Raw genomic sequence first — 24072 nt, forward strand, 5'->3', positions numbered from 1 at the left:
GTGTAAACACAACCCCTGTGGGAGCTGGCTTGCCTGCGATGCGGGCACCACGGCCCGGCAGGTACACCGCGGCGATGCCATCGCAGGCAAGCCAGCTCCCACAGGGTCTGTGTACACCGTGACTGAGGCTTACATGAACAACGCCCTGAACCAGCTCCAGCCCTACCCGTTCGAGAAACTGCGCGCCCTGCTGGGCAGCGTCACGCCTAACCCGGACAAGCGCCCGATCGCGCTGTCCATCGGCGAACCGAAACATAAATCGCCTACCTTCGTGGCTGAAGCATTGAGCAACAACCTCGACCAGATGGCCGTGTACCCGACCACCCTGGGCATTCCGGCCCTGCGCGAAGCCATCGGTGCCTGGTGCGAGCGTCGCTTCAACGTGCCCAAGGGCTGGCTCGACCCGGCGCGCAACATCTTGCCGGTCAACGGCACCCGTGAAGCGCTGTTCGCCTTCACCCAGACCGTAGTCAACCGTGGCGACGACGCACTGGTGGTCAGCCCGAACCCGTTCTACCAGATCTACGAAGGCGCCGCGTTCCTGGCCGGGGCCAAGCCGCACTATCTGCCATGCCTGGACGCCAATGGCTTCAACCCGGACTTCGACGCCGTGACGCCGGACATCTGGAAGCGCTGCCAGATCCTGTTCCTGTGCTCGCCCGGCAACCCAACCGGCGCGCTGATCCCGGTCGACACCCTGAAAAAACTCATCGCCCTGGCCGACGAATACGACTTCGTCATCGCCGCCGACGAGTGCTACAGCGAACTGTACTTCGACGAACACACCCCGCCGCCTGGCCTGTTGAGCGCGTGCGTCGACCTGGGCCGCCAGGACTTCAAGCGCTGCGTGGTGTTCCACAGCCTGTCCAAGCGCTCCAACCTGCCGGGCCTGCGTTCTGGTTTTGTGTCCGGCGACGCGGACATCCTCAAGGCCTTCCTGCTGTACCGCACCTACCATGGCTGCGCGATGCCGGTACAAACACAACTGGCCAGCATTGCGGCCTGGCAGGACGAAGCCCACGTGCTGGCCAATCGTGACTTGTATCGCGAGAAATTCGACGCAGTACTGGCGATTCTCAAGCCGGTACTGGACGTAGAGAGCCCAGATGGCGGCTTCTATTTGTGGCCGAATGTGAACGGCGACGACGCTGCGTTCTGCCGCGACCTGTTCGTGGAAGAACATGTGACCGTCGTGCCGGGTTCGTACCTGTCGCGGGAGGTGGATGGCTTCAACCCTGGCGCCGGCCGTGTGCGCATGGCGTTGGTTGCGCCGTTGGCGGAGTGTGTGGAAGCGGCTGAGCGGATCCGGGCGTTCATTAGCCGCCGCTAAAACGCTAAAGCCCGTGGTATCTGACAGATATCACGGGCCAAGGTAACAATCGCCTACACTCAATGCTGGAACTTTCCCTACGTTCAGGACGAATCAAATGACAGTTTCGTCACTGACTCCAACGGGAAAACGCCATGATCTCAGCCACCGTTTTTACCCCCTGCTCCCCTCCCCCCACTGATCGCTCGAACGACGGCGTCGATCAACCCGAACGCCTTTCCAGACGTCGACGCAATGTGGGTGAACCCGCTAAATACTGGCCGCAAAACAGCACCATCAAGATCGCGATGTACGATTACCCGATGGATGACCCCTATGTGCTGGCAGTCAAAAACGCCGCCAGCGAGTGGTCAACCCATATCAACCTCACATTCGAGTTCGTATCGGGCGACGAGGGCGACGTTAGAATTACGCAGAACATAGTAGGCGACACGGGCGGCTCCTCACGGATAGGTAACGACGCTCAACGTGCTTTGTATGGAGCCCCAACGATGAGCCTGCCGATAGATCATACGTTGCCGTCATTCAACCAAACCGTGCTGCATGAGTTCGGGCACATGCTGGGCGCACACCACGCGCATCAACATCCCGATGCCAATATCCAATGGAATCAGTCAGTTCTTGACATGAACTACCCACAAACCTATCAGCAAACCAACTTTCTACCGCTACCGCGCAGCGGGTCCTACGATTTTTTGCCCTACGATCCAGACTCGATCATGCATTACTCCATCAACCCCGCCTTGACCACTAGCAACGAGTTTCACTCAAGAGGCTCGACACTCAGTGCGGGGGACATTGCCTGGGCAAAAAAAACCTACCCCAGACCCAATAAGGGCGAAAACGCTACTTTTTCAATCCCAGGTTCGCCTCACTCATATCAAGCTCCGCCAATACCTCCCGCAATACATCGTCCGCGATTTCGTGATGCCGACTCAGACTGTACAACTCAAGGCGTTGCGCACGCAGGGCTTTGAGCCGAAGCTTGCGCTCCAACTGGTCCAACTGCTGCGCCAGCATTTGGGCTTCGGTCGAGTCGTTGAACACCTCCAATTGATGGCGATATTCCGACATCAATCGTGCCTTGAGCTCAGCGGCCAATGCCGACTGGGCGGCATCCTGGGTCCCGGCCTCACCGGGCTCTTCGGTTTCCAGGGCATGGATCGCGGCCACGGCGGTTTTCTTCCAGGCTTCGCGCACCTCGTTGTGGCGCTTTTCGTCGGGACTCTTTTCGATACCGCGCAACAACAGCGGCAAGGCGATACAGGCGGCAATCAGCGACAACAGAATCACGCCCGCCGCGATGAAGATCAGCAAGTCACGTTCGGGAAAATCCTGCCCTGGCGCCAGCAGCAACGGCACCGACATCACACCCGCCAGCGTCACCGCACCACGCACCCCACCGACCGTCAACAGCCAGCAGGACCGGGCGGTCGGTACCAGCGTCAGTTCGCTTTTCCCACGTAGCCTGCGCAACAATCCCGACAGCCGCCAGATGCTCTGCACCCAGATAAAGCGCAGCACCACCAGCACCAGGAAGATCGCGACCACATCCAGGCAGCGATAAAACAGGGTCGGCCACAGAGTCGGCTCATGGCTGACCACCGCCTTGATGATGTCCGGCAGTTGCAGGCCCAGCAGTAGGAAGATCAACCCATTGAAAGCGAACTCCAGCAACGACCACACGCTGCGATTGAGCAGCCGCGTGCTGGTCTGGCGCGGCAGCAGGTCGAGCCAGCTCTGCATCATGCCCGCCGCCACCGCCGACAAAATGCCCGAAGCCCCCAGCCGTTCGGCCAGCACATAGGCCGCAAACGGCAGCAGCAACATGAACACCACGTGAGTTGCCGGGTCGTCCCAGCCCCGAGCGATCATCCACGCGCGCAACCGGCCGACCAGCCAACTCAGGGCCACGCCGACCGCCAGACCACCGACAGCCACCAAGACGAATGTGAGGCTGGCATCCGCCAGGGAAAACACCCCGGTCAACGCCGCCGCCAGGGCGAACTTGAAGGTCACCAGGCCCGAGGCATCATTCATCAAGGCCTCGCCCTGGAGCATGTGCATCAGCGGCGTGGGCAAGCGATTCTGGGAAATGGCCGACACCGCCACGGCATCCGTCGGCGACAACACGGCCGCCAGGGCGAAGGCCACCGGCAGCGGGATCGTCGGCAAAATCCAATGGATGAAGTAACCGGCGACCACCACGGTAAACAGCACCAAGCCCACGGCCAGTGTCAGGATCGGCCCGCGCAGGCGCCACAACTCTCGCTTGGGCATACGCCAGCCATCGGAGAACAGCAACGGCGGCAAGAACAGAAACAGGAACAACTCCGGGTCCAGCGCCACATGCAGCCCCAGCGTCGGCCAGGCCAGCAAGGCACCGGCGGCAATCTGTACCAAGGGCAACGGCAGAGGAATGACACGCCCGACCAGACGCGAAACGCTGACCAGCATCAGCAGGATAAGAACGGTGTAGGCGGTTTGCATAACGCGGTTTTCCCGGACAATCGACTTGCAACGACACACATCAGGCAACAACTGGCCGTTGAAGTGCCATATTACCCGGCTATGTTATTCGCTGGCTTTTGCACAAAAGTCGCACAGCGCTGACGAGCGGCACCCAAACGCGCTGGTCGTGGCATAATCCGTGACCTTTCGTTTCTACTTGGTCCAAAGGGGGGCAATTCCTTGACCGCTTCAAGCAAAACGTTGCACCTTTTCGGCATCAAAGCCTGCGACACCATGAAAAAGGCGCGCACCTGGCTCGATGAGCACGGCGTCAACTATGAGTTTCACGACTACAAAACGGCCGGTATCGACCGCGAACACTTGACCCAATGGTGCGACGAGCACGGTTGGCAGGTGGTTTTGAACCGTGCGGGCACCACCTTTCGCAAACTCGAAGACGAACGCAAAGCCGATCTCGATCAGTCGAAAGCCATTGAATTGATGCTCGCACAACCTTCGATGATCAAGCGCCCGGTGCTGGATCTCGGTGACAGAACCCTGATTGGCTTCAAGCCAGATAGTTATTCGGCGGCCCTCAAGTAGGCCAGCCCTTTCCATTTTTGTAGAGGTAACAGCATGTCCAATTCCCTGTTCAGCCTGGGCTTCGGCGTCGGCACTCAGAACCGCCAAGGTGCTTGGCTGGAAGTGTTTTACGCACAACCGCTGCTCAACCCGTCGGCAGAAATCATCAACGCCATCGCGCCGATCCTCGGCTACACCGAAGGCAACCAGGCGATCACCTTCACCATCAGCCAAGCGCTGCAACTGGCTGATGCGCTCAAGAATGTCGACGCCACCCAAGCCGCGCTGCTCAACCGCCTGGCCGAAAGCCACACACCGCTGGTCGCCACCCTGCTGGCCGAAGACGCCGCACTGACCTCCACGCCTGAGGCGTACCTCAAGCTGCACCTGCTGTCCCACCGCCTGGTCAAGCCCCACGGCCTGAGCCTGGCCGGTGTATTCCCGCAGCTGCCAAACGTGGCCTGGACCAGCCAGGGCGCGATCGACATCAACGAACTGGCCGAGCGCCAACTGGAAGCCCGCCTGCGTGGCGAGCTGCTGGAAGTGTTCTCGGTGGACAAGTTCCCGAAAATGACCGACTACGTGGTGCCGAGCGGCGTGCGTATCGCTGACGCAGCACGCATCCGCCTGGGCGCCTACGTGGGCGAAGGCACCACTGTGATGCACGAAGGCTTCGTCAACTTCAACGCCGGCACCGAAGGCCCGGGCATGATCGAAGGCCGTGTATCGGCGGGCGTATTCGTCGGCAAGGGCTCGGACCTGGGCGGCGGTTGCTCCACCATGGGCACCCTGTCGGGCGGCGGCAACATCGTGATCAAGGTCGGCGAAGGCTGCCTGATCGGCGCCAACGCCGGTATCGGTATCCCGTTGGGCGACCGCAACACTGTGGAGTCGGGACTGTACGTCACCGCCGGCACCAAGGTTGCGTTGCTGGACGAGCAGAACCAGTTGGTCAAGGTGGTCAAGGCGCGTGAGCTGGCCGGCCAGCCGGACCTGCTGTTCCGCCGTAACTCCGAGACCGGTGCCGTGGAGTGCAAAACCCACAAATCGGCCATCGAACTGAACGAAGCGCTGCACGCTCACAACTAAGCAGCCACTCGATGCCACTAGCGGGCCCCGACCCTGGGGCTCGCTTATACGAGTCTTGAACACCATGCTAGTGCCCTCCCCCTGGCGCGCCGACTTTCCGGCCATCGCCACCCTGCAACGGCAAGACCAGACCTACCTGGACAACGCCGCCACCACGCAAAAACCCCAGGCTTTGTTGGATGCCATCAGCCATTACTACGCCAACGGCGCAGCCAATGTGCACCGGGCCCAGCATTTGCCAGGCGCCCATGCGACCCAGGCGTTTGAAGACAGCCGCAGCAAGGTCGCGCAGTGGTTGAATGCAGGCGACAGCGGGCAGATCGTGTTCACCCACGGCGCAACTTCAGCGCTGAACCTCCTGGCCTATGGCCTTGAGCACTTATTCAATGCGGGCGATGAGATTGTCATCAGCGCCCTGGAACACCACGCCAACCTGCTGCCCTGGCAGCAATTGGCCAAGCGCCGCGCGCTGAACCTGGTGGTACTGCCACTGGGCGATGACGGCGTGATCGACCTGGCTGCCGCTGCCGAGCTGATCGGTCCGCGTACACGGTTATTGGCAGTGAGCCAGCTGTCCAACGTGCTCGGCGCCTGGCAGCCGCTGGAAGCCTTGCTGGCACTCGCTCAGCCACACGGCGCGTTGACCGTGATCGACGGCGCCCAGGGTATCGTCCATGGTCGTCATGACGTGCAGGCCCTGGGTTGCGACTTCTATGTGTTTTCCAGCCACAAGCTGTATGGCCCGGATGGCGTTGGCGTGCTGTTTGGTCGCAACGAAGCCCTGCACCACCTGCGCCACTGGCAGTTTGGCGGCGAGATGGTGCAGCAGGCCGACTACCACAGCGCCAGCTTCCGCCCTGCGCCGCTGGGTTTTGAGGCCGGTACACCGCCGATTGCCAGCGTGATTGGCCTGGGCGCCAGCCTGGATTACCTGAGTTCGCTGGACCAGCAGGCCGTCGTTGCCCACGAAGCGGCGCTGCATGACTACTTGTTGCGCGGACTCAACGCGCGCAATGGCGTGCGCGTACTCGGATCACCGCAGGTCGCTCTGGTGAGTTTTGTCGTGGAGGGCGTGCATAACGCCGACCTTGCGCACTTGCTCACCGAGCAAGGTATTGCCGTGCGCGCCGGCCATCACTGCGCGATGCCCCTGCTCAAGGCGATGCACCTGTCGGGAGCCATTCGCGTGTCCCTGGCGCTGTATAACGATTCCGATGACCTGGAACGCTTCTTCGAAGCGCTGGACCAGTCCCTGGATATGCTGCGATGAGCTTGCCGGTAGAGGCCGTTGCCGCGCTTGACGCCTTCCAGGCCGTCGGCAGTTGGGAGCAGCGCGCGCGGATGCTGATGCAATGGGGCGAGCGTCTGCCGCCATTGGCGGATGAGGACAAGGTCGACGCCAACCTGGTGCAGGGCTGTGAAAGCCTGGTGTGGCTGGTGGGGCGTTTGGAGGATGGCCACTGGCAGTTTGTTGCGAGCAGCGATGCACGGATGATTCGAGGGTTGGTGGCGTTACTGCTGGCGCGGGTCAATGGGTTGTCGACGGCTGAGTTGCAGACGGTGGACTTGTCGGATTGGTTCGCGCAACTGGGGCTTTCCCGCCAACTGTCACCGTCGCGCAGCAATGGCCTGAACGCTGTGCTGCAGCGTATGCGGGCATTAAGCCCTACACAAAACTAAATGTGGGAGCGGGCTTGCTCGCGAAAGCGCAGTGTCAGTAGATACATCATTGACTGAATCACCGCATTCGCGAGCAAGCCCGCTCCCACATTTGGATCTATGTTCAGCAGTGAGATCTAGGCGGGTTTGACCCGCTCGGAAGGCCTGCGCACCCCGGCCACAATCTTGTCCACCGCCTTGGTCGCCGCGACCATGCCAAAGGTGGCCGTCACCATCATCACCGCACCAAAGCCGCCCGCGCAGTCCAGCTTCACGCCATCCCCGACAAAACTCTTCTGCAAACAAATGCTGCCGTCCGGCTTGGGATAGCGCAGCTGTTCGGTGGAAAACACACACGGCACGCTGTAATGACGGGTCACGGTGCGGGAGAAGTTGTAGTCGCGGCGCAGGGTCGAGCGCACTTTCGACGCCAACGGGTCATTGAAGGTGCGGTTCAAGTCGCAGACCTGGATCAACGTCGGGTCAATCTGCCCACCAGCGCCGCCGGTGGTGATGATCTGGATCTTGCGGCGCTTGCACCAGGCAATCAGCGCGGCCTTGGCATTCACCGCGTCGATGCAGTCAATCACGCAGTCGATGTCCGGCGTGATGTATTCGGCCATGGTGTCACGGGTCACGAAGTCCGCCACCGCATGCACCGTGCAATCCGGGTTGATGCCGCGCAGGCGCTCAGCCATCACCTCGACCTTGGGCTTGCCCACGGTGCTGTCCAGCGCGTGCAACTGGCGGTTGCTGTTGCTGACGCAGACATCGTCCAGGTCAAACAGCGAAATCTCGCCCACCCCGCAACGGGCCACGGCTTCCGCCGCCCAGGAGCCTACGCCGCCGACGCCGACGATCGCCACATGGGCCGCTTTCAAGCGTTCCAGGCCTTCAATGCCATACAAGCGGGCGACGCCTGCAAACCGCGGATCTTCTGTACTCATGACCATTACCCCAAAAACCGGCGCGCATTATGGACTACGCAGCGACAAGTTCGAAGCGACAAGCTACAAGTAAAGAACTTAGATGGTCTTTCGCGGACTAATGTCCGGTTTTTCTCTGCTTGCTGTACGGTCAGGGAAGGGCCGGTGTAGGATGCGCGCCGTTCGGCGTAGGCCGACACCTCTTTTCGTTCCACACCCTTTGGAACCCGAAATAGCCATGGCATCGCGTAAATTTGGACTCAACCTGGTGATCGTGCTGGCAATCGCCGCGCTGTTCACCGGTTTCTGGGCGCTGATCAACCGCCCCGTCACCACCCCCAACTGGCCTGAACAGATCTCCGGTTTTTCCTACTCGCCGTTCCAGCAAGGCCAGTACCCGCAGAAAGACCAGTACCCGACCGACGACCAGATGCGTCGCGACCTCGAGATCATGAGCAAGCTGACGGACAACATCCGTACCTACTCGGTCGACGGCACCCTGGGGGATATCCCCAAGCTGGCGGAAGAGTTCGGCCTGCGTGTGACCCTGGGGATCTGGATCAGCCCGGACCTTGAGCGCAACGAGCGAGAAATCCAGCGCGCCATCGAAATAGCCAACAGCTCGCGCAGTGTCGTGCGGGTTGTGGTCGGTAACGAAGCGCTGTTCCGTGAAGAAATCACCCCTGAAGCGCTGATCGTGCTGCTGGACCGGGTGCGCGCCGCCGTGAAGGTACCGGTGACCACGTCCGAGCAATGGCATATCTGGGAAAAGAACCCGCAGTTGGCCAAGCACGTCGACCTGATCGCCGCGCACATCCTGCCGTTCTGGGAATACATCCCGATGGACAAGGCCGGCCAGTACGTACTCGACCGCGCCCGCGACCTGAAGAAACTGTTCCCGAAAAAACCGCTGTTGCTGTCGGAAGTGGGCTGGCCGAGCAACGGCCGCATGCGCGGGGGCAATGAAACCTCCCCGGCCGACCAGGCGATCTACCTTCGGACGCTGGTGAACAAGCTGAATCGCCAGGGCTTCAACTACTTCGTGATCGAGGCCTTCGATCAGCCGTGGAAAGTCAGCGACGAAGGCTCGGCGGGCGCTTACTGGGGCGTGTACAACGCCGCACGCCAGCAGAAATTCAACTTTGAAGGGCCGGTTGTCGCGATCCCGCAATGGCGCGTGCTGGCCATCGGTTCGGTGGTGCTCGCGCTGCTGTCCCTTACCCTGCTGATGATCGACGGCTCGGCCCTGCGCCAGCGTGGTCGTACCTTCCTGACCTTTATCGCGTTCCTCTGCGGTTCGGTACTGGTGTGGATCGGCTACGACTACAGCCAGCAATACAGCACTTGGTTCAGTGTCACCGTGGGCATCCTTCTCGCCCTCGGCGCCCTGGGCGTGTTTATCGTGTTGCTGACCGAAGCCCACGAACTGGCGGAAGCGGTGTGGACCCACAAGCGTCGGCGTGAATTCCTGCCGGTCGAGGGGGATTCGGACTACCGCCCGAAAGTGTCGATCCACGTGCCGTGCTACAACGAGCCGCCGGAGATGGTCAAACAGACCCTCGACGCCCTGGCCGCCCTCGATTACCCGGACTACGAAGTCCTGATCATCGACAACAACACCAAGGACCCAGCGGTGTGGGAGCCGGTGCGCGACTACTGCGAAACCCTCGGCCCGCGCTTCAAGTTCTTCCATGTCGCGCCCCTGGCCGGTTTCAAGGGGGGTGCGCTGAACTACCTGATCCCGCACACCGCCAAGGACGCCGAAGTGATCGCGGTGATCGACTCCGACTACTGCGTATCGCCGAACTGGCTCAAGCACATGGTCCCGCACTTCGCCGACCCGAAAATCGCCGTAGTGCAGTCGCCGCAGGATTACCGCGACCAGAACGAAAGCACCTTCAAGAAGCTCTGCTACGCGGAATACAAGGGCTTCTTCCATATCGGCATGGTCACCCGCAACGACCGTGACGCGATTATCCAGCACGGCACCATGACCATGACCCGACGCTCGGTGCTTGAAGAACTGGGCTGGGCCGACTGGTGCATCTGTGAAGACGCCGAACTGGGCCTACGCGTATTCGAGAAAGGCCTGTCGGCGGCGTATTACCACGACAGTTACGGCAAGGGCTTGATGCCGGATACGTTTATCGACTTCAAGAAACAGCGTTTCCGCTGGGCTTACGGCGCGATCCAGATCATCAAGCGTCACACCGCAAGCCTCTTGCGCGGCAAGGACACCGAGTTGACCCGTGGCCAGCGTTACCACTTCCTCGCGGGCTGGTTGCCGTGGGTGGCGGATGGCATGAACATCTTCTTCACCGTCGGCGCGTTGTTGTGGTCGGCGGCGATGATCATCGTGCCGACGCGGGTTGACCCGCCGCTGCTGATTTTCGCCATCCCGCCGTTGGCGTTGTTTGTGTTCAAGGTGGGCAAGATCATCTTCCTCTACCGTCGCGCGGTAGGCGTGAACTTGAAGGATGCGTTCTGCGCGGCCCTGGCCGGCCTGGCGTTGTCGCACACCATCGCCAAGGCGGTGTTGTATGGCTTCTTCACCACCAGCATTCCGTTCTTCCGCACACCGAAAAACGCGGATAACCACGGCTTCTGGGTGGCGATTTCCGAAGCCCGCGAAGAAATGTTCATCATGCTGCTGTTGTGGGGCGCGGCGCTGGGGATTTACCTGGTGCAGGGCCTGCCGAGCAATGACATCCGCTTCTGGGTGGTGATGTTGTTGGTGCAGTCGCTGCCGTATGTGGCGGCACTGATCATGGCGTTCCTGTCTTCGCTGCCGAAACCTGCGGCGGCGCCGGAACCCGTGCCAGCGGCGTAAAAACTTGCGCAATGCACTAAACGGCGGCCTCTGGCCGCCGTTTTGCTATAAGATAACGGCCGTTTTGTGAGTATTGGCCCAGCCCTGCTCTAATGTGGGAGCTGGCTTGCCTGCGATACAGGCGCCGCGGTCTGGCTGGTACACCGCGGCGATGCTATCGCGGGCAAGCCAGCTCCCACACTGAATCTGCGCCGTTTCAAGTCCACATTCGCCCTGCGCCCATTACATGCTTTCCGGAGTTCCCCCATGACGGCCCACGCCGACCTTTCGCCGACCCTTCAACTCGCCATCGACCTGATCCGTCGCCCGTCGGTCACGCCAATCGATGCCGACTGCCAGAAGCTGATGATGCAGCGTCTGGGCGACGCCGGTTTTGCGCTTGAGCCGATGCGCATCGAAGACGTGGACAACTTCTGGGCCACCCATGGCAAGCACGAAGGCCCGGTGCTGTGCTTCGCCGGTCATACCGACGTGGTGCCGACCGGCCCGGTGCAGGCCTGGCAAAACGACCCGTTCGACGCGTTGATCGATGAAAACGGCATGCTTTGCGGGCGTGGCGCAGCAGACATGAAAGGCAGCCTGGCCGCGATGCTGGTGGCGTCGGAGCGTTTTGTCGCCGACTACCCGGACCACAAGGGCTCGGTGGCCTTCCTGATCACCAGCGATGAAGAAGGCCCGGCGCACCATGGCACCAAAGCCGTGATCGAACGCCTGGCCGCACGCAAGGAGCGCCTGGACTGGTGCATCGTCGGCGAACCATCGAGCACTACGCTGGTGGGCGATGTGGTCAAGAACGGCCGTCGCGGTTCCCTCGGCGCCACCCTGACCGTGCGCGGCGTACAAGGCCACGTGGCCTACCCGCACCTGGCGAAGAATCCGATCCACTTGGCTGCGCCGGCCCTGGCCGAATTAGCCGCTGAGCACTGGGACGACGGCAACACCTTCTTCCCGCCCACCAGTTTCCAAATCTCCAACCTCAACTCCGGTACCGGCGCGACCAACGTGATTCCGGGTGACCTGACGGCAGTGTTCAACTTCCGCTTCTCCACCGAGTCCACCGTCGAAGGCCTGCAGCAGCGCGTTGCGGCGATCCTCGACAAACACGGTCTGGACTGGCACGTGGAGTGGGCGCTGTCGGGCCTGCCGTTCCTCACCGAACCGGGCGCGTTGCTGGATGCGGTCTCAGCCAGCATCAAGGCGATCACCGGTCGCGAAACTCAGGCGTCCACCAGCGGCGGTACTTCTGATGGGCGTTTCATCGCCACATTGGGTACGCAAGTGGTCGAGTTGGGCCCGGTCAACGCGACAATCCACCAGGTCAACGAGCGCATCCTCGCCAGTGACCTCGATGTGCTGACCGAAATCTACTACCAGACCCTGATCAAGTTGCTCGCCTGATGCTCGCGTGCCCTCTTTGCAGCGCCCCGCTCAACGCGGTGGACAATGGCGTGGAGTGCCCGGCCGGACACCGTTTCGACCGCGCACGCCAGGGTTACTTGAACCTGTTGCCAGTGCAGCACAAGAACAGCCGCGACCCGGGCGATAACCTGGCGATGGTGCAAGCGCGCCGCGACTTCCTCAACGCCGGGCACTACGCCCCAGTGGCCAAGCGCCTGGCCGAATTGGCCGCAGAACGTGCCCCGGCGCACTGGGTCGACATCGGCTGTGGCGAGGGTTACTACACCGCGCAGATCGCCGACGCCCTGCCCCACGCCGATGGCTACGCGCTGGATATCTCCAAGGAAGCAGTCAAGCGTGCCTGCAAGCGCACCCCGGCGCTGACCTGGCTGATCGCGAGCATGGCCCGTGTGCCGTTGTCGTCAGGCAGTTGCCAGTTTCTCGCCAGCGTGTTCAGCCCATTGGACTGGGAAGAGGCCAAGCGCCTGCTCAGCCCCGGCGGTGGGTTAATGAAGGTCGGCCCGACCAGCGGTCACCTGATGGAACTGCGCGAACGCCTGTACGACGAAGTGCGTGAGTACACCGACGACAAGCACCTGGCCCTGGTGCCAGATGGCATGAGCCTGGCGCACAGCGAGACGCTGGAATTCACCCTGAGCCTCGCCGAGCCCCAGGACCGCGCCAACCTGCTGGCCATGACCCCACATGGCTGGCGTGCCAGCGCCGAGCGTCGCGCACAGGTGATTGAGGCGGCTGAGCCGCTGGTGGTCACTGTGTCGATGCGCTACGACTATTTCGTGCTTCAATAACTGACTTTCCAGTATCCGCGAATGGATTTTCGAATCCCGCAACGAGGAACATCCATGCGCCAACCCGATATCGAGATTTACCTGAAGGACGCCGACGTCGACCACAAGGCCATCGCCGCCTGGCTGGGCGCCGCCCTGGGCCCGTGCTCCGACTGGGTCCAGAAAGGCCAGACCTACAAATGCAAAGCCGGCAATGTGCCCATCACTTGGCTGCCCAAAGCCGTCGGCAAATGGAACAGCCTGTACCTGGAAAGCGACCAGACCCCATGGGACGACGACATCGCCTGCGCCCGCGCTGCGTTTGCTGCGCTGAACGTGGAAGTGCGTTGCGCGCCGGGGACTTGGGTTGAGGAAGAAGGTGAGGAAAGCGCTGACACCTGGATTCGGATCAGCGAAGACGGTGAAGAGCAGATCACCTGGAAAACCGCCTGAGCTAAACCTGCAAACCCAATCAATGTGGGCGCTGGCTTGCCCGCGATGCAGACACCTCGGTCTATCAGTAAGACCACAGTGATGCTATCGCAGGCAAGCCAGCTCCCACAGTTGATTGGGTTGCCAAGCCTGGGTCTTTATAGACCCACCACATCCTCCGCCTGCAACCCCTTCTCGCCGGTCACCACGGCGTATTCCACTTGCTGGCCCTCAGCCAGAGAGCGGTGGCCCTCACCGCGAATGGCACGGTAGTGCACAAACACATCCTTGCCGTCTTCGCGCTGGATAAAGCCATAACCCTTTGCATCGTTGAACCACTTCACATTGCCGGTTTCACGCGTTGCCATCTGTCTTACTCCCACATGCATTTTTATTGTTGAGTCGCTCGCATTGAACTGCCGAGTATAAGACAGGCTCAAAAACGATCAACTCAAGTTTACATCGCTGCTTTTTTGCCGATTTTCGGCGAATACGGCACACTACCCGCCCGAGCGCCTGCTCGGTTTTTTCCACTTGAAGCAGCACGCCTATGACCCGTTCCCCGTTCCGCCGTCTAGTGTTCGGCACCTTGCGCCGACTGTTGTACCTCTGGGTCCGCTCGGAGACGATCAACCAGTCGTCCCTGACCCTTAACCTGGACCGCAGCCGGCCGGTGTTCTACGTCCTGCAATCGCCCTCCCTCACCGAATTGGCCGTGGTCGACGCCGAGTGCACCAAAGCTGGCCTGCCGCGCCCGGTGCTGCCGGTATCGGTAGGCCCCTTGATGGAACCGGCGGCGTTCTTCTACCTCACACCGGAACCGGACTGGCTCGGCCGCCAGGACAAGCGCGGCGCGCCGCCCACACTGACCCGTCTGGTCAACACCCTCACCGAACACGCCGAAGAGAATGCACAAATCATTCCGGTCAGCGTGTTCTGGGGCCAGTCCCCCGAGAGCGAATCCAGCCCGTGGAAGCTATTGTTTGCCGACAGTTGGGCCGTCACCGGGCGTCTGCGCCGGCTGTTGAGCATTCTGATCCTCGGTCGCAAGACCCGGGTGCAATTCTCTGCGCCTATCAACCTGCGTGAATTGATCGAGCACAATAAAGGCCACGAACGTACCGTGCGCATGGCTCAACGCATCCTGCGCGTGCACTTTCGTAACCTGAAGACGGCGGTGATCGGTCCCGATTTGTCCCACCGCCGCAACCTGGTGAAGGGCCTGGTCAACATGCCGCTGGTGCGCCAGGCCATTGCCGATGAGGCCGAACGGGAGAAGATCAGCCCGGAGAAAGCCAAGGCCCAGGCCCTGCGCTACGGCAACGAGATCGCCTCGGACTACACCTACACGGCGATCCGCTTCCTCGAAGTGGTACTGAGCTGGTTCTGGAACAAGATCTACGACGGCATCAAGGTCAATAACATCGAAGGTGTGCAAAAGGTTGCCCAGGGTTACGAGGTGATCTACGTGCCTTGTCACCGCAGCCACATCGACTACCTGTTGCTGTCCTACCTGTTGTTCAAGAATGGCCTGACCCCGCCGCACATCGCCGCCGGAATCAACCTGAACATGCCGGTGATTGGCAGCCTGCTGCGCCGTGGCGGTGCGTTTTTCATGCGCCGCACCTTCAAGGGCAACCCGCTGTACACCTCAGTGTTCAACGAATACCTGCACACCTTGTTCACCAAGGGCTTTCCGGTGGAGTACTTCGTCGAAGGCGGACGTTCGCGTACCGGACGCATGTTGCAGCCGAAGACCGGGATGCTGGCGATCACCCTACGCAGCTTCTTGCGCTCCTCACGCATGCCGATCGTGTTTGTGCCGGTGTATATCGGCTATGAGCGCGTACTCGAAGGCCGCACCTACCTAGGCGAGTTGCGCGGCGCGAGCAAGAAGAAAGAGTCGATCTTCGATATTTTCAAAGTGGTCGGCGCGCTCAAGCAGCGCTTTGGCCAGGTCGCGGTCAACTTCGGTGAGCCGATCAAACTGGCCGAATTCCTCGACAGCGAGCAACCGGACTGGCGTGCCCAGGAACTGGGTCCGAACTACAAGCCGGCCTGGCTCAACGAAACCACCAACCGCCTCGGCGAACAGGTGGCACGCCACTTGAACGAAGCCGCTGCGGTCAACCCGGTAAACCTCGTGGCCCTGGCATTGCTGTCCACCACCCGCCTGGCCTTGGACGAACAAGCCATGGCGCGCCAGTTGGACCTGTACCTGGCGTTGCTGCGCCGCGTGCCCTACTCGCCTCACACCACCTTGCCCGAAGGCGATGGCCTGGCGCTGATCAAGCATGTGAAGGACATGGACCTGCTGTCGGAGCAGAGTGATGCCCTGGGCAAGATTCTGTACCTGGACGAGCAGAACGCCGTCCTGATGACCTATTACCGCAACAACGTTTTGCATATCTTTGCCCTGCCGGCGCTGCTGGCGAGCTTCTTCCAGAGCAGTTCACGGATGAGCCGCGACCAGATCCTGCGTTACACCCACGCGCTGTACCCGTACCTGCAATCGGAACTGTTCATTCGTTGGTCGCTGGAAGAGCTGGACACGGTAATCGACCAATGGCTGGAGGCCTTTGTCGAACAGGGCCTACTGCGTTTCGAAAACAATGTCTACCTGCGTCCGGCGCCGAGTTCGCGGCACTTTGTGCTGTTGACCTTGCTGTCCAAGAGCATTGCCCAGACCCTGCAACGCTTCTACATGGCGATTTCGCTGCTGCTCAACAGCGGCCAGAACAGCATCAGTGCCGAAGAACTGGAAGACCTGTGCACGATCATGGCCCAGCGCCTGTCGATCCTGCATGGCCTCAACGCCCCGGAATTCTTCGACAAGAGCCTTTTCCGACATTTCATCCAGACCTTGCTGGAGCAAGATGTGCTGCGTCGCGACGAGGCCGGCAAACTGAGTTATCACGACCTGCTCGGGGAACTGGCCGAAGGCGCGGCGAAACGCGTGCTGCCGGCGGAGATTCGCCTGTCGATCCGCCAAGTGGCGTTGCATCGCGTGGATGACGCCGCCGAAGCACCTGTCGAACCCGACGCCACTGCACCTGAACAAACCCGCTAGATTTAAAGAGGCGCCGGATGGATTCCGGCGCCGTTGAAAAGGAGCAACACCATGAAAAAGATCATCCTCCTGGGCCTGAGCGCTCTGCTCGGAGCTTGCCAATCCATGAGCCCTGCCCCCAAAGCCAGCCTCGACGGCGAAGTGTTCTACCTGCAACGCATCGCCCTGCCGCCCACCGCGACCTTGAGCGTCAGCCTGCAAGACGTGTCGCTGATGGATGCTCCGGCCGTGACCCTGGCTGAGCAGAAAGGTCCGGTCAAAGGCCAGGTGCCGCTGCCGTTTCACCTGAGCTATGACCCGGCGCAAATCAAACCTGGCCACACTTATTCGGTGAGCGCTCGCATCGAAGTGGATGGCAAGCTACTGTTTATCACCACCGAACGGCACGCTGTGCAGCTCAATGGCCAAGACACGCAACCCCTGCGCCTGCGGGTTGATGCTGTTACCCACTGATAGTCTCCAGAACTTAAGCCAGATTAAAAAGGAAGCGCCCATGCTCCGTAACTCCCTTCGTTTTACTGCCCTGTGTGCCGGCCTGCTGTTCGGTGCCAACGCCATGGCCCTGGACTTGAGCAGCCTGTCGCAGGGCGACGCCAGTGGCGGCCTCAAGGACGCCCTGACCCAAGGCGCGCAGATCGCCGTGAAGCAACTGGGCGTACCGGGTGGTTTCAGCAACAACCCGGAAGTGAAGATCGGTCTGCCTGGCAAGTTGGGCAAAGTCGCCGACAAACTGAAAATGTTCGGCATGGGTGACCAGGTGACTCAGTTGGAAACCAGCATGAACAAGGCCGCCGAAACCGCCGTGACCCAGGCCCAGCCGATCCTGGTCAACGCCGTGAAGAACATGAGCGTGACTGACGCCAAGGGCATCCTCAGTGGTGGCCAGGACTCGGCCACCCAGTACCTGAACAAAAGCAGCCGCGAGCAAATCCGCGCCAAGTTCCTGCCGATCGTCAAAGCGGCGACCGACAAGGTCGGCGTCGCCCAGCAATACAACGCCCTGGCCGGCAAGGCCGCGGCCTTTGGCGCTGTGGACGCCAAGAGCGCCAACGTCGAGAACTACGTGACCGAGCAGGCGCTGGACGGGTTGTTCAAGATGATTGCGAAGCAGGAAGAAACCATTCGTGAGAACCCGGCGGCGGCAGCCACCAGTTTGGCGAAAAAGGTATTTGGCGCGCTGTAACGCCTCCCATTGCACTGCGCCCAGGTCGCCAATCATTGGCCTGGGCGCAGCGGTCTTACGTTCTCAACGATTCAAGGAAAACAACGAAAACACAGGCCTGCTGGGCAGTTGATGCTCAGCGACGTCGTGCGGGTGTGGCTTTCTGCGAACCGATTTGGCGGGTTGAGAATGGTTGTATCCCGGGTAGCGGTTTGTATGGGGACGGTGGTGCTGACCCCAGTTGCCACAAGCCGGCTTTTGCGGCTTCGCGGACTCAATACCTGGTCGAGATGACTGGGTACCCACCAACGCTTCCAATAGCGACAATTTGAAATTAACCAAAGCAGTAAGAATCGACATAGGACACTCCCTTAACTCATAGAAAACGCTCGTTTGCCCACGGGCAGAGTACGAACGTGTGTGCCTGTCCATCAGGCATTTCTGAGTGGGGTGAAAGTCAGGAGCGTTCCGCCGGCATCGATGGAGATTGCATCGGTATGTAAATCCGACGCCGGCGGAACCAGTACATGACCGACATAGCCGGCCAGTTCAACGCGGGGCGCTGCCTGGCCGGGCAGCCAGCGTGATCAGACAACGTCCTTCTTCACCCGGAACCACGCAGCATAAAGTGCCGGCAGGAACAACAACGTCAACGCCGTCGCCACAATCAACCCGCCCATGATCGCCACCGCCATCGGCCCGAAGAACACACTGCGCGACAGCGGGATCATCGCCAGCACCGCCGCGAGGGCTGTCAGCACAATCGGGCGGAAGCGTCGGACGGTGGCTTCGATAATCGCCTGCCATGGCGCAAGACCCGCCTTGATGTCCTGTTCGATCTGGTCCACCAGGATTACCGAGTTGCGCATGATCATCCCCGACAAGGCGATGGTGCCGAGCATGGCCACAAACCCGAAGGGCTGGCGGAATACCAGCAGGAACAGCGTCACGCCGATCAGGCCCAGCGGCGCCGTCAGAAACACCATCGCCGTGCGTGAGAAGCTGCGCAGTTGCAGCATCAGCAACGTCAGCACCACCACGATGAACAACGGCACGCCGGCTTTTACCGAGTTCTGCCCACGGGCGGAGTCTTCGACCGTGCCGCCGACGTCCAGCAAGTAACCATCCGGCAGCTCGGCGCGTACGCCTTCCAGGGTCGGCAGGATTTGCTGGACCAGGGTCGCCGGTTGTTCCTTGCCGTAGATATCGGCGCGCACGGTCACCGTTGGCAGGCGGTTGCGGTGCCAGATGATGCCTTCTTCGAAGCCGTACTCCAGGGTGGCGATCTGCGACAGCGCCACGCTTTTGCCGTTGTCGGTAGGCACCGCCAGGCTTGGCAGCAACGACAGCTCGGTGCGTTCATGCACGGTGCCGCGCAGGAGGATTTCGATCAACTCGTTGTCCTCGCGGTACTGGCTGACGCTGGAACCGGTCAACGAGCTCTGCAGGAATTTCGACAGATTGGCCGTGCTCACGCCGAGGGCACGGGCGCGGTCCTGATCGATATTGAGGTAGACGATCTTGCTCGGTTCTTCCCAGTCCAGGTGAACGTTGACCACGTGGGTATTTTCGCGAACCTTTGCAGCGACTTTCCGAGCCAGGGCGCGGACTTCTTCGATATGTTCGCCGGTCACGCGAAACTGCACCGGATAGCCCACAGGCGGGCCGTTCTCCAGGCGCGTAACCCGTGAGCGCAGGTCAGGGAATTGTTCGTTGAGCGTTTCGATCAGCCAGGTGCGCAGGCTTTCGCGCTCCTCGATGGTTTTGGCCAGCACGACAAACTGGGCAAAGCTGGCGGCCGGCAGTTGTTGGTCCAGCGGCAGGTAGAAACGCGGCGAACCGGTACCGACATAGGCCACGTAGTTGTCGATGCCCGCGTGCTGCTTGAGCAAGGCTTCCAGGCGTTTAACCTGGTCAGCGGTGTTGCTCAAGGACGCCCCTTCGGCCAGCTTCAGGTCGACCATCAGCTCCAGGCGGCCGGAAGCCGGGAAGAACTGTTGCGGCACAAAACGGAACAGCGCCACCGAGCCGATAAACAGCAGGAGGGTCAGGACAATCACGGTTTTGCGCCGACGCACGCACCACTCCACCAAGCGTCTTACGCGCTGATAGAAAGGTGTGCCGTAGGGATCCGGACCATCGGTGCCGTGCTTGGCTGCATGAATCTTCGCCAGGTCCGGCAGGAGTTTTTCCCCCAGGTAGGGCACGAACACCACTGCAGCCACCCAGGAGGCGAGCAACGCAATGGTCACTACCTGGAAAATCGAACGGGTGTATTCGCCGGTACTCGATTGCGCGGTGGCAATCGGCAGGAAGCCTGCTGCGGTGATCAGCGTACCGGTGAGCATCGGGAATGCGGTGCTGGTCCAGGCAAAGCTGGCGGCCTTGAGCCGGTCGTAACCCTGCTCCATTTTGATCGCCATCATTTCCACAGCGATGATTGCGTCGTCCACCAGCAAACCCAGCGCCAGCACCAAGGCGCCGAGGGAAATCTTGTGCAGACCAATACCGAGGTAATACATGGCGGCAAAGGTCATCGCCAGCACCAGCGGAATCGCCAGGGCCACCACCATGCCGGTACGCACGCCAAGGGAGAAGAAACTCACCAGCAACACGATGGCCAAGGCTTCGGCCAGTACCTGCACGAATTCGCCGACGCTGGTTTTCACCGCCGCCGGTTGGTCTGACACCTTGCGCAGTTCCATACCGGCTGGAAGGTTCTTCTGCAGGCGTGCGAATTCTCCTTCCAGGGCTTTGCCCAGTACCAGGATGTCGCCACCGTCACGCATGGCCACGGCCAGGCCGATCGCGTCTTCACCCATGTAACGCATGCGCGGTGCCGGCGGGTCGTTGAAGCCACGGTGTATGTCGGCTACGTCGCCGATACGGAAGGTACGGTCGCCCACGCGAATCGGAAAGTTGCGGATCTCTTCCACGGTCTTGAAGTTACCCGATACGCGCAGTTGCACGCGTTCGCTCGGGGTTTCGAAGAACCCGGCAGTGGAGACTGCGTTCTGCTCCTGCAACGCCTGCTGTACCGCTGCCAGCGGCAAACCGAGGGTCGCCAGCTTGAGGTTGGACAGTTCGATCCAGATCTTCTCGTCCTGCAGGCCCAGCAACTCGACTTTGCCCACATCCGCCACGCGCTGCAGTTGAATCTGGATGCGGTCGGCGTAGTCCTTGAGCACCGCGTAGTCAAAACCATCACCGGTCAAGGCGTAGATATTGCCGAAGGTGGTGCCGAATTCATCGTTGAAGAACGGACCCTGGATATCCGGTGGCAAGGTCTGGCGGATATCGCTGATCTTCTTGCGCACCTGATACCACAGCTCAGGAATCTGCGCCGAATGCATGGAGTCACGGGCGATAAAGGTGACCTGGGATTCACCGGGACGCGAGAACGAGACGATGCGCTCGTACTCACCGGTTTCCATAAGTTTTTTCTCGATGCGCTCGGTGACTTGCCGCGAGACTTCCTGGGCCGTGGCGCCAGGCCAGTTGGTCTTGATCACCATGGCCTTGAAGGTGAACGGCGGGTCTTCACTTTGTCCCAGTTTGGAGTAGGACAAAGTGCCAACCACTGCCAGCAGAATCATCAGGAACAGGACGATCTGACGATTACGCAACGCCCATTCGGAAAGATTGAAACCCATCGGGGACTACTCCTTGACCGCCAGATTCACCACACGGTTGGAGCGATCCACCGGGCGCACCTGCTGGCCCTCGTGGAGCACATGTACACCGGCAGCAATGACCCAATCCGTAGGGCTCAAACCTTCCAGTACCGGAACGTTTTTTTCACCGAAGGCACCGATGCGTACCGGTGTGCGCTTGAGGGTGTTGTCGGGCTGTACACGCCAGACGTAAGACGCTCCGTTCTCTGCGCTGAGAGCCGACAGTGGGACCGAGAGCGGAATATCGCCGTCGACCTGTATGAATACACGTGCGCTCTGGCCCAGTTCGGCTGGGACCTTGCCCCCAGTGAATGCCACGCGGGCAGCAAACGTACGCGACTTTGGATCGGCGGCCGGCGACAGTTCACGAATGCGACCACTGAAGCGCTGGTCGGGCTGGCTCCACAGTTCGACCGATACGGGCTGGCCGATCTTGAAACGGCCAAAACCCTGTTCCGGCAGGCTGATCAGCACTTCGCGCTCGCCATCGGTAGCCAGGGTGAACACGGTCTGGCCGGCGGACACCACCTGCCCGACTTCCACCGCACGCTTGGCCACCACGCCATCCTGTGGCGCACGCAGCACCGCATAGCCGGCCTGGTTGCTGGCCACATCGAACTCGGCCTTGATCTGCTTGAGACGGGCCTCACCGGATCGATAGAGATTTTCGGAATTGTCGTACTGGGAGCGGCTGACCATCTGACGGTCCATCAGGGTCTTGTAGCGGTCACGCTCGGCGCGCACCAGGCTCAGATTGGCCTCGGCGGCGGCGACTTGGGCACGGGTGGCTTCCAGTTGCAGGCGCACATCTTGCGGGTCGAGTTCGGCCAGCGCTTGGTTGGCCTTGACCCGCTCGCCCTCTTCCACCAACCGCTTGCTGACTTTGCCACCGATGCGAAAGGCCAGGTCCGGTTCATAACGGGCGCGCACTTCACCGGGGTAGCTGTCCATCGACTGTGCAGAAGGCTGTGGCTGCACCACCATGGCCGGACGGATGGTGGTCTGGGCCGCTTCTTCATGGCCGCATCCGGCCATCAGGAAGACCAGACTGACAGGCAACGCAAAGGGCAGGAAAGAACTGCGCATGCTGTAGGACCTTTCGCAAATGGAGCTAAGAATAATTATACTGGCGGGTATGTTATTAATACCAAACTCACCAGTCCAGTATTAAAGGTGAAAATGTCCGACAATCCCGTAAACACCAATAGCCCCGGGCGCCCCAAGGACATGGCAAAACGCCAGGCGATCCTCGAAGCAGCGAAAATCCTGTTTTTGAGCAATGGCTACGCCAGTACCAGCATGGATGCCGTGGCCCTTGAGGCCGGCGTGTCGAAACTGACCGTGTACAGCCACTTCAACGATAAAGAGACCTTGTTCACCGCCGCGGTGGTGGCCAAGTGCGAAGAACAACTGCCGGTGATGTACTTCGAGTTGCCTGCGGGCATACCCGTGGAGACTGTGTTGCTGAATATCGCGCGGGGGTTCCATCGCCTGATCAACAGTGAGGAGTCGGTCAACCTGCATCGCCTGATGATGACCACCGGCAATCAGGACGTGAAACTCTCGCAGATCTTCTTCGAGGCCGGTCCCATGCGCATGCTGCAGGGCATGGAGCGTCTGCTCGGCAAGATCGACCAGAGCGGCGCGCTGAGCATCGACAAGCCCTTTACGGCGGCCGAGCATTTCTTCTGCCTGCTCAAGGGCACGGCGAATTTCTGCTTGCTGTATGGCTGCGGCGGTCAACTGAGTGAAGAAGCCGCCGAAGAACATGTGCAGGAGGTGGTGGGGTTGTTTATGCGGGCCTACAGGCCCTGATGATCAAGGCTTGAGCGCCTTCTTTGGGTAGATGTCATAGCGACTGGATTTGCCATCCAGCGCATGACTCGGCTTGGGCCCTTCGATGCACGGCGCCTTGCGCGGGCGCTTGACTACCACACGGTGACTGGCCAGGGCCAGGGCGGCGGCCAACAGCGCCGGTGCGTCTGGATCATCCCCCACCAGTGGCCGGAACAGGCGCATTTCCTTCTTCACCAAGGCGGTTTTCTCACGGTGCGGGAACATCGGGTCGAGGTAGATCACTTGGGGCGGTTCACCTTCCCAGTTGCGCATCACGTCGATGGAGTTGCCCTTGAGCAACTGCATGCGCGCCACGATGGGGGCCACCTCAAAATCATCCGCGCCACGTGCCAGACCGTCTTCGAGCAAGGCGCCGATCAGCGGCTGGCGCTCGATCAGGCTCATCTCGCAGCCCAGGCTGGCCAGCACGAAGGCGTCCTTGCCCAGGCCGGCCGTGGCATCCAGCACCCGGGGGCGCACGCCTTGGGCGATGCCCACGGCCTTGGCGATCATCTGCCCGCTGCCACCACCGTACAGTCGACGATGTGCCGCACCGCCTTCGACAAAATCCACCCGCACCGGCCCTGGCGCATCAGGCCCGAGCTGTTGCAGCTGTAGGCCGTGCTCCCCCACTTGCAGGGAAAAGTCTGCATCGGCTACATGCATCGGCAAATCGAGCAGTGACGCCCACTGCTCGGCGCGGCCTTGGAAACCCTCGCCCAAGGCCTCGACCTGGATGCGGCTGGCCGCTGGTTGTTCGCTCATCAATTACTACGCTCAAAAATATTAAGGATCGGCAAACAGCGGCCGATAAAAACAACAGTCAGGTATTTTGCCAGAGCTGA

Annotated in this window: 19 protein-coding genes and 1 pseudogene; 14 read left to right on the forward strand and 6 right to left on the reverse strand. The window is 60.9% G+C overall.

The genetic code is table 11. The features are described 5' to 3' along the window. Nucleotides 1–133 precede the first annotated feature (133 nt). Both dapC and WH299_RS29720 read left to right on the forward strand, forming a co-directional pair. Nucleotides 134–1330, forward strand: coding sequence for a succinyldiaminopimelate transaminase (gene dapC, locus WH299_RS20190; RefSeq protein ID WP_339551126.1), 1197 nt, complete (start codon nt 134–136; stop codon nt 1328–1330). Between the two features lie 302 nt (nt 1331–1632). Further along, nucleotides 1633–2055 (forward strand): annotated as a pseudogene (locus tag WH299_RS29720) (M12 family metallopeptidase); the annotation flags it as partial. A gap of 121 nt (nt 2056–2176) precedes the next feature. Here WH299_RS29720 and WH299_RS20195 read toward each other — a convergent pair. Further along, the gene (locus tag WH299_RS20195) at nt 2177–3820 is read right to left on the reverse strand and encodes a Na+/H+ antiporter (protein ID WP_339551127.1); all 1644 of its coding nucleotides are present in this window, start codon (nt 3818–3820) and stop codon (nt 2177–2179) included. Between the two features lie 255 nt (nt 3821–4075). Here WH299_RS20195 and WH299_RS20200 point away from each other — a divergent pair, with 255 nt between their 5' ends. The 4 genes from WH299_RS20200 to WH299_RS20215 all read left to right on the forward strand — a co-directional run bounded on the left by WH299_RS20200 (nt 4076) and on the right by WH299_RS20215 (nt 7132). Further along, nucleotides 4076–4384 (forward strand): arsenate reductase, encoded by a 309-nt coding sequence (locus WH299_RS20200; RefSeq protein ID WP_236318523.1) that lies wholly within the window; start codon nt 4076–4078, stop codon nt 4382–4384. 33 nt (nt 4385–4417) lie between these two features. Beyond that, entirely contained in the window at nt 4418–5452 is a 1035-nt protein-coding gene (gene dapD / locus WH299_RS20205) for a 2,3,4,5-tetrahydropyridine-2,6-dicarboxylate N-succinyltransferase (protein WP_028619146.1), read from the forward strand. 64 nt (nt 5453–5516) lie between these two features. After that, the gene (locus WH299_RS20210; RefSeq protein WP_028619145.1) at nt 5517–6722 is read left to right on the forward strand and encodes an aminotransferase class V-fold PLP-dependent enzyme; all 1206 of its coding nucleotides are present in this window, start codon (nt 5517–5519) and stop codon (nt 6720–6722) included. After that, nucleotides 6719–7132 (forward strand): SufE family protein, encoded by a 414-nt coding sequence (locus WH299_RS20215; protein ID WP_339551128.1) that lies wholly within the window; start codon nt 6719–6721, stop codon nt 7130–7132. Before WH299_RS20210 ends, WH299_RS20215 begins: the two co-directional genes overlap by 4 nt. A 116-nt stretch (nt 7133–7248) precedes the next feature. Here the strand turns inward: WH299_RS20215 and tcdA are convergent, their stop codons facing one another. After that, nucleotides 7249–8058 (reverse strand): tRNA cyclic N6-threonylcarbamoyladenosine(37) synthase TcdA, encoded by an 810-nt coding sequence (tcdA, locus tag WH299_RS20220; RefSeq protein WP_164393649.1) that lies wholly within the window; start codon nt 8056–8058, stop codon nt 7249–7251. A gap of 217 nt (nt 8059–8275) precedes the next feature. On the opposite strand from tcdA, the gene WH299_RS20225 reads away from it, so the two are divergent. The 4 genes from WH299_RS20225 (at nt 8276) to WH299_RS20240 (ending at nt 13506) form a co-directional block, all read left to right on the forward strand. After that, nucleotides 8276–10867, forward strand: a complete 2592-nt coding sequence (locus WH299_RS20225; RefSeq protein WP_126569951.1) for a glycosyltransferase — start codon at nt 8276–8278, stop codon at nt 10865–10867. Nucleotides 10868–11113: 246 nt separating this feature from the next. After that, nucleotides 11114–12265, forward strand: coding sequence for a succinyl-diaminopimelate desuccinylase (dapE, locus tag WH299_RS20230; protein WP_028619141.1), 1152 nt, complete (start codon nt 11114–11116; stop codon nt 12263–12265). After that, the gene (locus WH299_RS20235) at nt 12265–13074 is read left to right on the forward strand and encodes a putative RNA methyltransferase (protein WP_339551129.1); all 810 of its coding nucleotides are present in this window, start codon (nt 12265–12267) and stop codon (nt 13072–13074) included. Before dapE ends, WH299_RS20235 begins: the two co-directional genes overlap by 1 nt. Nucleotides 13075–13128: 54 nt before the next feature. Next, complete coding sequence (locus WH299_RS20240) at nt 13129–13506, forward strand: hypothetical protein (protein WP_016975830.1); 378 nt, start codon at nt 13129–13131, stop codon at nt 13504–13506. 137 nt (nt 13507–13643) lie between these two features. Here WH299_RS20240 and WH299_RS20245 read toward each other — a convergent pair whose 3' ends face one another. Continuing rightward, nucleotides 13644–13853, reverse strand: coding sequence for a cold-shock protein (locus tag WH299_RS20245; protein ID WP_003219353.1), 210 nt, complete (start codon nt 13851–13853; stop codon nt 13644–13646). A gap of 182 nt (nt 13854–14035) precedes the next feature. Between WH299_RS20245 and plsB the strand changes: the two genes are divergently transcribed. From plsB to WH299_RS20260, 3 genes are read left to right on the forward strand one after another with little or no spacing between them, the layout of a single operon-like run. Then, the gene (gene plsB, locus WH299_RS20250; protein WP_323623849.1) at nt 14036–16555 is read left to right on the forward strand and encodes a glycerol-3-phosphate 1-O-acyltransferase PlsB; all 2520 of its coding nucleotides are present in this window, start codon (nt 14036–14038) and stop codon (nt 16553–16555) included. A 51-nt stretch (nt 16556–16606) separates the two neighbouring features. After that, nucleotides 16607–17008, forward strand: a complete 402-nt coding sequence (locus WH299_RS20255; protein ID WP_339551130.1) for a YbaY family lipoprotein — start codon at nt 16607–16609, stop codon at nt 17006–17008. 40 nt (nt 17009–17048) lie between these two features. Next, entirely contained in the window at nt 17049–17738 is a 690-nt protein-coding gene (locus WH299_RS20260) for a DUF4197 domain-containing protein (RefSeq protein ID WP_028619137.1), read from the forward strand. Nucleotides 17739–18304: 566 nt separating this feature from the next. Here the strand turns inward: WH299_RS20260 and WH299_RS20265 are convergent. Together WH299_RS20265 and WH299_RS20270 are read right to left on the reverse strand one after the other, a co-directional pair. Next, complete coding sequence (locus tag WH299_RS20265; RefSeq protein WP_126569950.1) at nt 18305–21370, reverse strand: efflux RND transporter permease subunit; 3066 nt, start codon at nt 21368–21370, stop codon at nt 18305–18307. 6 nt (nt 21371–21376) lie between these two features. Next, complete coding sequence (locus tag WH299_RS20270; protein WP_323623848.1) at nt 21377–22477, reverse strand: efflux RND transporter periplasmic adaptor subunit; 1101 nt, start codon at nt 22475–22477, stop codon at nt 21377–21379. A 93-nt stretch (nt 22478–22570) separates the two neighbouring features. On the opposite strand from WH299_RS20270, the gene WH299_RS20275 reads away from it, so the two are divergent. Continuing rightward, nucleotides 22571–23206 carry a TetR/AcrR family transcriptional regulator gene (locus WH299_RS20275; protein ID WP_323623847.1) on the forward strand — a complete coding sequence of 212 codons (636 nt, stop codon included), beginning with the start codon at nt 22571–22573 and terminating at the stop codon, nt 23204–23206. Nucleotides 23207–23209: 3 nt separating this feature from the next. On the opposite strand, the gene WH299_RS20280 is transcribed toward WH299_RS20275, so the two are convergent. Then, on the reverse strand, nt 23210–23992 hold the full coding sequence (locus WH299_RS20280; RefSeq protein WP_122724616.1) for a class I SAM-dependent methyltransferase: 783 nt from the start codon (nt 23990–23992) through the stop codon (nt 23210–23212). Between the last annotated feature and the right edge of the window lie 80 nt (nt 23993–24072).

The sequence above is a fragment of the Pseudomonas sp. MYb541 genome (assembly GCF_037479595.1).
Taxonomy (GTDB): Bacteria; Pseudomonadota; Gammaproteobacteria; order Pseudomonadales; family Pseudomonadaceae; genus Aquipseudomonas; species Aquipseudomonas canadensis.